Origin of the sequence: Paraburkholderia sp. BR14374 (genome assembly GCF_040948685.1) — a bacterium.
Classification (GTDB): Bacteria; Pseudomonadota; Gammaproteobacteria; order Burkholderiales; family Burkholderiaceae; genus Paraburkholderia; species Paraburkholderia youngii.
This window is the reverse complement of sequence record NZ_JBFPKF010000056.1, coordinates 1-7,603: the sequence shown is the minus strand read 5'-3', so window position 1 is coordinate 7,603 and position 7,603 is coordinate 1. Positions and strand designations below refer to the sequence as shown.

The window sequence follows — 7,603 nt, the reverse complement described above, 5'->3', positions numbered from 1 at the left end:
GCGTCCGGCCTTCACCAGCTCGACCAGTTGCGCCCGAAATTCCGCCGGGTACGGGGTACGATGCTTGGCCATAATCGGCACCTCCTTCTCCAAAGGATAGATGTCCGTTTTTGCGGGTCAATCTCAGGGTACGTTGTCCCCGGAGCTTCGCACCCGACCGTTACCAATCGCGCGCGTCCGGGTAACAGCAGGTCACGGCTTCAAATTCCCATATTCAGGTTGTTGAATGTGACAAGGCAGAGAAGAGCTTTGCCATCCACTACATTGCCGATTTACGTCCGGCGGGCGGCGACACGCGTCGCACTTGATGACTTGTGTTAGATGGTATAGACGCCTCCCCCCGGCAACGGGCAAGCGGAAGCTCAGTGGGAGAGAGCATCTGCAGCCAGCTGTACAGGGATGCGTCGAACCCCACAGCTCACGCAGGGGGTTTTCAAATGAAGATGCCCGTTATTGGCATGGATATCGCCAAGCATGTCTTCCAGTTGCATGGGGTCGACGTTGCCACCGGGAAGGTCGAGCGCGTGAAACTCAAGCGAGGTGAGGTAGCGGATTTCTTTGCAAAGAGGAGCGCTCACTTGTGGCGATTGAAGCCTGCGGTGGTGCTCATCACTGGGCCCGGCAACTGCAGAAGCTTGGTCATGAAGTGAGGCTCATTGCAGCGCATTCGGTGAGAGCGTTCGTCTTGCGCAACAAATCCGATGCGGCCGACACGCGCGGTATCTGGACTGCGGCCCAACAGCCGGAGGCGCGGTTTGTCGCCGTCAAAAGCGAAACACAGCAATCGATTCTGGATCAGCGAAGATATTGCGTCGCTGGAGCGGCCGCAACTTCAGGCGGTCACTGTCAACGCCGACCGAAACCTGACCCACCGCGTGGCGGCGACAACCGCCACGCACTGAATTACCGACACTTCATTGAGAGTCTCAAACGCAAGCTGCAAAGTCATCGTTGGATTTCGGCTCACGAAAGCCGCGCGTGCGCCGCTCGCGTTCACGCGTCGGTTGATGGCTGTACTCGGCGCGGTTGTTTACCCGGTCCGTCGCTTTAACGAACACGTGCTCTAGGCTCGCCAGCTCCGGGATTTCACGCAAATGGTCGGTAACGATCTGCGGGGTATCGGCTTTGAGCGCAGCACCCGCTTGAAAAGCGCCCACCGTTTGTCCGCAACCCAACATTTCCTACAACCGTCGGCCCGATTGGAGGAAATGCGTCACTGAACACGGAGATGGCCAGCCCCCGTTGACTAAGTCGTGCTCGTATGCAGCGCCAGCGACCTTGAGCCGTACGTCTACCTCGTGCACAGGCTCACTGAATGGCCACCGCGCAACCTGCTGCGATTTGTCCGAACGCGTACCGCTCCGCATCTCAAAACTCGCACCATCGCGGGCATTGAATTCGACTGCGGCCCAACGGGGTAGTTGTCGTTCGCATGAAGCTTCCCTGCCAGTACGGCCCCACGCCGTGCAGGCCCGCGAGCTCAAGCAGGCTGACCATCGTCTTGCATGCGTCGCGTTGTGACAGGCGGGCATCGAGTTGCTCCCAGGTTCTGCGGTAAGCCTAACGCGGGAACAGTGCGTCACGAATCGCGAGCCCCTTGAATGCCTGGGATTTGCGCTTCAGGGCGTCAATGAAGTGGCGGTAATCGAGCGCGTGGCGGTTGTCGTGCGCACGTGAGCCCCGAGCGGTGTGCTGTGGACCAGCACGCCGGACAGGTAACAGTCGAGCAGATCGCCGTAGATGCGCACGCTTATTCCTGCCTTCGCGGCCGCGAGTTCCTGCGGATGGTGCTTGCGCTTGTTTCGTCAACGACCGGCCAAAGTGGCGCCCCCCAGTGGTGCTGGCTCGACTTTTGCTATTTGCTTCTCGTGAGCCATTAGGAGGGGTTGAATGAGGATTGAACACGAAATCAGATCTCACGGTGCTGCAGTCACAGCCAGCGTTTTTTGCGCACGCCCTACACGGTCAGGAAGGCGCGCGTCACGGGGGGGGGACGCCCGCCGGCGGGACATCATGGAACCGCGAGGCAGTTCTGGGCGGCAATGGGCAGACTTGCATGGCTACGACCACGGCTGGGCCGTGCGAGGGCGTGCGCGTCGCGTTCTATCGGGCACAACACCTACGGAGGCAGCATGACCTGCATTGTGGCGCTGACAGATGGCAAGAAGGTTTACATGGGTGCGGATTCGGCGGGAGCGGGGGGTTGGTCCATCACCGTGCGCGCCGACCCCAAGATTTATCGGGTGGGACCGTTCCTGATCGGCTTCACCTCATCCTTCAGGATGGGGCAGCTTCTGGGCCATAGTCTGACCGTCGCGCCGCGCCCTGAGGGCACCGATGTGTTCGCCTTCATGTGCACGACGTTCATTGATGCGGTACGCGCGTGCTTTACCCGCGGTGGGTTCGCGCGCAAGGACCGCGAACACGAATCGGCTGGCACTTTTCTGGTTGGGTACATGGGGCGCATCTTCCACATTGACGACGATTATGAGGTTGGTGAATGCGCCGTGAACTTCGATGCCTGTGGTAGCGGCGAACAGGCGGCGCTGGGCTCACTGCATACCACCGCCGGTATGCCGATGCGGCCAGACGTCAGACTCGAACGCGCCTTGGCCGCGGCGGCCGAATTTTCAATGGGAGTCCGTGGCCCCTTCCGGATAGAAGTGATGGACGGCCAGATCGCTCAACGATCGAACGAAGAAGAGGTAAGCGACGTTTGATCTACCAGTCGCCCACTTACCACGAAATGGGTGATGGTTGAGCCGCTCTTCGTGCAATGCCAGTTCCAACAGCTCGCACTGGGCGAGCCGGTCTTCAAACGCGCGCCGACCATCACGCTCGACGGCTATGCCGCCTCGCACCGCGCGGTGCGCGAAATGAAGACCGATGGTCTGCTGCCTGAAGACACGAAGGTGCGGTCCTCAAAATATCTGATCAACGTGATCGAGCAAGACCATCGCCACATCAAGTCCAGAACGAGAACGTGATGCCTGGGTCAAGCGATTCTGGAGCGCCGCGACCACGATTTTCAGGAATCGAGTTGACGCATCATTCGCAAGGGGCAGTTCGATCTCGCAAAGCTCGGCCTCAAGCAGGCCGCTGCGCCCGCCGTATGGAATGCGGTCCTGTTTGATCGATAAGCCTTCCCACCTATATGAACTTTCTCAACCCGCTTACCTATTTGCACCAGAACCCGGGCCACCGTTCGACACCATACCGGGGATGGAATTTCGTCTCAAAAACCGAACCGTCCAAAAGTTCAATCGCCACTTACGGCACCCACCGGAGCAACCAGATCCATGCGAAGCATTTCCAAACACACCGCCGCGCTCCTTATCGCGGGCTACGCGACACTCGCTCACGCTGGTTTCCCGGAGGAGCCGGTCAAGCGTTTCGCAGCCGCTCAGGGTGCCAAGATCCAGCCGCCGATCCCTGGGTTCTTGTCCGTCGTAAAGGGCAGTGAAGTCTTTTTTGTGCGTGACGACTTCCCTGTCCTGAACACTGGCAACGTCATCAATCTGCGGACGAAGCAGAATCTGACGCAGGCGCTCGAGCGGGCGAACAGCCCCACGATCGATGTTGCACAACTCAACCTGAAGGATGCAATCCGGTTCGGTAACGGTTCGCGAAAGCTCTACGTCTTTTCGGACCCCGACTGTTCTTATTGCCGACGCCTCGATGGCGAACTCACCGAGCTGAAGGACGTCACGATCTATATCTTCCCGTTCCCGCTCGCCCAGTTGCATCCGAACGCGCACGGCGTGTCGGAGGCAGTCTGGTGCCAGTCGGATCGGGCGGCAGCATGGACCAAATATCAAGACCTTGCACGTGATGGTTTTTCGGGCCCGCCGCTCGATGCGGCCCCGGAAGCGGACTATAAAAAGCGCTCAGCGCGCCTGATCTCTTCATGGCGCGACTACCTTCACTCACGCCATCAGCCGGATCAGCCCACCTGCGATAACCCGATCGCCCGCAACCTCAGTTTCGGCGAGAAGTGGAACATCAGCGGCGTTCCGGCCCTGGTCTTCGAGGACGGAACCCTTGTCCCTGGTCTGATTCCCACTGCCCGCATCGAGGCGCAGCTGACCCAGTCCCACGCAAACCTGGCAGCATCCAAATGAGCACGCTCAAATTTCGCCTTCTTAGCGCCGTTGCGGCGCCCGGTCGCCATACGGCGCTGCACGCTAGCCTCGTCACGCTGGTCGCCACGACTGTCTTCATGATGCTAACAGCTGGTGACCTCGGTCCCTTGGCGCAGCTGATCATCGCCGCATCGTTCTATGTGATTTTCGCGGCGGTAGTAATCGAACTGGTTCTCGGGGGTTCTGGTGCAAATAGGTAAGCGGGTTGAGAAAGTTCATATAGGTGGGAAGGCTTATCGATCAAACAGGACCGCATTCCATACGGCGGGCGCAGCGGCCTGCTTGAGGCCGAGCTTTGCGAGATCGAACTGCCCCTTGCGAATGATGCGTCAACTCGATTCCTGAAAATCGTGGTCGCGGCGCTCCAGAATCGCTTGACCCAGGCATCACGTTCGTTCTGGACTTGATGTGGCGATGGTCTTGCTCGATCACGTTGTTCAGATATTTTGAGGACCGCACCTTCGTGTCTTCAGGCAGCAGACCATCGATCTTCATTTCGCGCACCGCGCGGTGCGAGGCGGCATAGCCGTCGAGCGTGATGGGTCTCCGGCGGCTGGCCCTGACGCTTGATGGCCTTGCTGAAAAAAGCTTTGGCCGCAGCCACGTCGCGTCGGGCTCTGAGCACGAAGTCCACCGTCTGGCCAGCCCGATCCACTGCCCGGTACAGGTAGACCCACCTGCCGCGAATCTTCAGGTAGGTCTCATCGACACGCCACGAGCGATCCGCAGGTGAAGCAAAGCGGTTCCAGCGTTTGACGAAATCGGATGTATAACGCCTCACCCAGCGCAGAATCGTCATGTGACCAGCGACAATCGCCGTTCGGCCATCATCCCGACCAGATCGCGAAAGCAGAGCTTGTAGCGCAGGTACCAGCGAACGCACAGGATGATCTGCCGATCAACATGGCGTCCGCCGAACAACCTCTCCGGACTCTTCAGTTTGCTCATCGCGGCTCGTCGGTTCGCTTTGTTCCGACAACTCCGACCCATTCGCCGGCCATATTTGCATCAGAGCCCAAATAGGTAGCGTGGTCGAAATAATCTTTATAGATCTGAATACCGTCACCTTTTATCATTGGACATAAAACGATAGACGCGGAGTGTCGCACTTACGACCTTCCGCGTCTTCATTGTCGACTTTGTTCGTCGCTTACAAACGAGGAATATCGATCCGCGCGCTTATCTGGCTGTTGGCACGATCATCGCTGTTCGATCCCGGGATCTTAGAGGTCCAGTTCCACACCTTCTGCATTTCAGAAGACGGGAGAACAGCATCCTCACGATCCGTGCATGACCAGCACACACTGCATTCACCTATGGCGTGGATAACACACGTACAGGTAATAGTGTATTTTCTTTTACATGTTTGGACAGTCCGAAAGGAAGGCACATGATGAGCGTTAGACGTGCGGCATCCCATTTTCTAACAACAGCCATCTTCGCGACCGCACTAACGATGGCGGGGCCAGTTCATGCGGCTGGAAAAAGTGGCGATGCATTCGTCGTACTGAAATACATCAGTAGCGTGCTCCGAAATGGTTCTCCAGATCCCAGCATGGACCACAGGGCGTTCTGCGCCAAGAAACTGAGCGAACCGGCCACTCACTATCACGACATGAAGGTCGCGACCAAGTACGACGTAGTCGGCGACGAGCAATCGGCGAAGTCGAACTTCCCTTCGCCTGTGAGCACCCAGCCGCAGGAGCTGACTGTCGATTTACATCCACTCGGGATTGAAGGGAAATATGCATTTGGAGCCTTCAGACCTTCGCCTGTTCCGGATGCCTACGTCCTCTTTTCCATGTCGCTGGAGTTCAAGGACCCAACGAGCACCTTCCTGATCATCAATGAGGACAAGCCCTTCAATTGCGTGATCTCAAGCGCCTCAGATCCCTTCACGCGGATCGAAAGCGGCAAGTTCGCTGTCGACTCGAAGTGAGACGTATTCTCGGCTCTGGTTTAGAGCGTTTGCGGGGCTGGCCATTCAGACCCGAGACTGCCGGAATGGCATCGAGCGTGGGCCCGAATGCCATCGAGTCGTGTCGGTTGGCGCCCGTGACCGTGATGGCCAGTGGAATGCCGCGCGCGTCTACAACGATGTGCCGTTTCGACCCGAGCTTTCTCCCAACAGATTGCGGGTTTCGGCCTCTTGCAACTCACGGATTTTTCGCGACATTCATGAGTGGGCGAAATGGGCGGGACCGTTGCGAAAAATGATGGCTATAAAATCATACGACGACGTATTATCATCAGGAATGCGAACGTAATGGAGGTTGCAATGCATGGCACGGTGAACCGACCATGGAGCCGTAGGTCCTGCGATGATTTTCAGCAATAGTGCCGAAGGTTGATCATCGTATAAGCGAGCGTCTTGAACGCGTAGTGCACCTCGCTGATGCGTTCGAAGCGCAGCAACAGACGGCGAAACTTGTCTTCCCAGGCGAAGACGCGCTCGATGGTTCTGAAGCGCTCCTCGAAGATGGCCGGATCAAAGCGCCGCTTGCGACCGCGTTTAGGCGTTTTGCGCCCACGCGGGTTCTCGGGAATGTTGGGCGCCATGCCACGATTGAAGATCGCGCGTCGGTTGGCACGACAGTCGTAGACGCCATCCAGACTGACGATTGCGCCTTGCAGGTCTGCGCCGATGGCGCGGGCCATTGCAGTGAGTTTCGGCAGCGCCTCGCGCAGCAGGGGCGATTCGTTGCGGTTACCTGGGGCACTGACGAAGGGCGCGATGACGTTGCAGTGGCGATCGCAGAATGGCACCACCTTGTCACCCTTCAGATGTTTGTGGCCGCTGTAGCCGAGTTTGTCACCGCCTTTCTTGGCGGCCGTCGTGGTGCCATCGCCGTGAACAACCGTTAGATCAAGCAGGCTGTCGTCATGAAGCCTGCTTACCGAGCCAGCAAAGATGGCATCGATGCAACCCTCGGCCTGCCAGCGACGAAACGATCGATAGATACGCGTATAGTGAATTTCGGGGAGACCTTTTGCATTCCTCTCGATAGGCAACATCTTCCATTGACAGCCCATGTACAGCACCTGCAAGATGCAGTTGAAGGTCTTGTGCAAGGTCAGTGTAGGCCGTGGTCCGCGCCGACCCGTGCTCAGATGCGGCAAGACAAATTCTTCGAACTGCGCGTGGCTCAATTTCACGGGAATTACCTGCCAGCGTGGGTTTCCGGTCATGCGCTGCGTCCAGAAATCTGGACGTTATAGCTGATCTCGCGACCTGATCGCAAATCCAGTCCTCAGCGGCTCGCACGCAAATTCGATGGCATTGAAAAACTAGCAACCAGTTGTCCGGTCTGTCGGGTTGGGGCCGGTTTCCTGGCCCCCCGGGGGCTGGCAACACTGGCAGCATCGAGGCTCGCCCGTTCCCAATCAATCTGGTCGTGCTCACGCATCCGGCGAAGCATTGCCAGATGCAGTTGCTCCCACACGCCTGCGGCCTGCCAGTC

At 58.1% G+C, this 7,603-nt stretch carries 7 protein-coding genes and 5 pseudogenes; 7 read left to right on the top strand and 5 right to left on the bottom strand.

Translation table 11 applies throughout. The features are described from left to right. Positions 1 to 437: 437 nt before the first annotated feature. Together AB3X86_RS37340 and AB3X86_RS37335 are read left to right on the top strand one after the other, a co-directional pair. Positions 438 to 793, top strand: a pseudogene (locus AB3X86_RS37340) (IS110 family transposase); the annotation flags it as partial. Further along, positions 756 to 902, top strand: coding sequence for a hypothetical protein (locus tag AB3X86_RS37335; RefSeq protein ID WP_368599798.1), 147 nt, complete (start codon positions 756 to 758; stop codon positions 900 to 902). The pseudogene AB3X86_RS37340 and the gene AB3X86_RS37335, both read left to right, overlap by 38 nt. Before the next feature lie 51 nt (positions 903 to 953). On the opposite strand, the pseudogene AB3X86_RS37330 reads toward AB3X86_RS37335, so the two are convergent. After that, a pseudogene (locus AB3X86_RS37330) lies at positions 954 to 1,046 on the bottom strand (IS6 family transposase); the annotation flags it as partial. Between the two features lie 1,086 nt (positions 1,047 to 2,132). On the opposite strand from AB3X86_RS37330, the gene AB3X86_RS37325 reads away from it, so the two are divergent. From AB3X86_RS37325 to AB3X86_RS37310, 4 genes are all read left to right on the top strand, one after another. After that, the gene (locus tag AB3X86_RS37325) at positions 2,133 to 2,720 is read left to right on the top strand and encodes a hypothetical protein (RefSeq protein ID WP_368599797.1); all 588 of its coding nucleotides are present in this window, start codon (positions 2,133 to 2,135) and stop codon (positions 2,718 to 2,720) included. Between the two features lie 33 nt (positions 2,721 to 2,753). Further along, the gene (locus AB3X86_RS37320; protein WP_368587861.1) at positions 2,754 to 2,987 is read left to right on the top strand and encodes a DDE-type integrase/transposase/recombinase; all 234 of its coding nucleotides are present in this window, start codon (positions 2,754 to 2,756) and stop codon (positions 2,985 to 2,987) included. A gap of 312 nt (positions 2,988 to 3,299) precedes the next feature. Continuing rightward, complete coding sequence (locus tag AB3X86_RS37315) at positions 3,300 to 4,121, top strand: DsbC family protein (protein ID WP_368599796.1); 822 nt, start codon at positions 3,300 to 3,302, stop codon at positions 4,119 to 4,121. Continuing rightward, entirely contained in the window at positions 4,118 to 4,342 is a 225-nt protein-coding gene (locus tag AB3X86_RS37310) for a hypothetical protein (protein WP_368599795.1), read from the top strand. Before AB3X86_RS37315 ends, AB3X86_RS37310 begins: the two co-directional genes overlap by 4 nt. 33 nt (positions 4,343 to 4,375) lie before the next feature. Here the strand turns inward: AB3X86_RS37310 and AB3X86_RS37305 are convergent. Beyond that, positions 4,376 to 5,090, bottom strand: a pseudogene (locus tag AB3X86_RS37305) (IS6 family transposase). A gap of 442 nt (positions 5,091 to 5,532) precedes the next feature. On the opposite strand from AB3X86_RS37305, the gene AB3X86_RS37300 reads away from it, so the two are divergent. Continuing rightward, positions 5,533 to 6,081, top strand: coding sequence for a hypothetical protein (locus AB3X86_RS37300; protein ID WP_368599794.1), 549 nt, complete (start codon positions 5,533 to 5,535; stop codon positions 6,079 to 6,081). A 25-nt stretch (positions 6,082 to 6,106) separates the two neighbouring features. Here the strand turns inward: AB3X86_RS37300 and AB3X86_RS37295 are convergent. The 3 genes and pseudogenes from AB3X86_RS37295 to AB3X86_RS37285 all read right to left on the bottom strand — a co-directional run. Beyond that, positions 6,107 to 6,268, bottom strand: a pseudogene (locus AB3X86_RS37295) (transposase); the annotation flags it as partial. Between the two features lie 202 nt (positions 6,269 to 6,470). Then, the gene (locus AB3X86_RS37290; RefSeq protein ID WP_368599793.1) at positions 6,471 to 7,331 is read right to left on the bottom strand and encodes an IS5 family transposase; all 861 of its coding nucleotides are present in this window, start codon (positions 7,329 to 7,331) and stop codon (positions 6,471 to 6,473) included. Positions 7,332 to 7,445: 114 nt separating this feature from the next. Continuing rightward, a pseudogene (locus AB3X86_RS37285) lies at positions 7,446 to 7,603 on the bottom strand (IS5/IS1182 family transposase); the annotation flags it as partial.

What these genes read in the sequence shown, in the direction of transcription:
- AB3X86_RS37325 (WP_368599797.1), top strand. Translation starts at nt 2,133, where the DNA reads ATGACCTGCATTGTGGCGCTGACAGATGGCAAGAAGGTTTACATGGGT.
- AB3X86_RS37320 (WP_368587861.1), top strand. Translation starts at nt 2,754, where the DNA reads ATGGTTGAGCCGCTCTTCGTGCAATGCCAGTTCCAACAGCTCGCACTG.
- AB3X86_RS37315 (WP_368599796.1), top strand. Translation starts at nt 3,300, where the DNA reads ATGCGAAGCATTTCCAAACACACCGCCGCGCTCCTTATCGCGGGCTAC.
- AB3X86_RS37310 (WP_368599795.1), top strand. Translation starts at nt 4,118, where the DNA reads ATGAGCACGCTCAAATTTCGCCTTCTTAGCGCCGTTGCGGCGCCCGGT.
- AB3X86_RS37300 (WP_368599794.1), top strand. Translation starts at nt 5,533, where the DNA reads ATGATGAGCGTTAGACGTGCGGCATCCCATTTTCTAACAACAGCCATC.
- AB3X86_RS37290 (WP_368599793.1), bottom strand. Translation starts at nt 7,331, where the DNA reads ATGACCGGAAACCCACGCTGGCAGGTAATTCCCGTGAAATTGAGCCAC.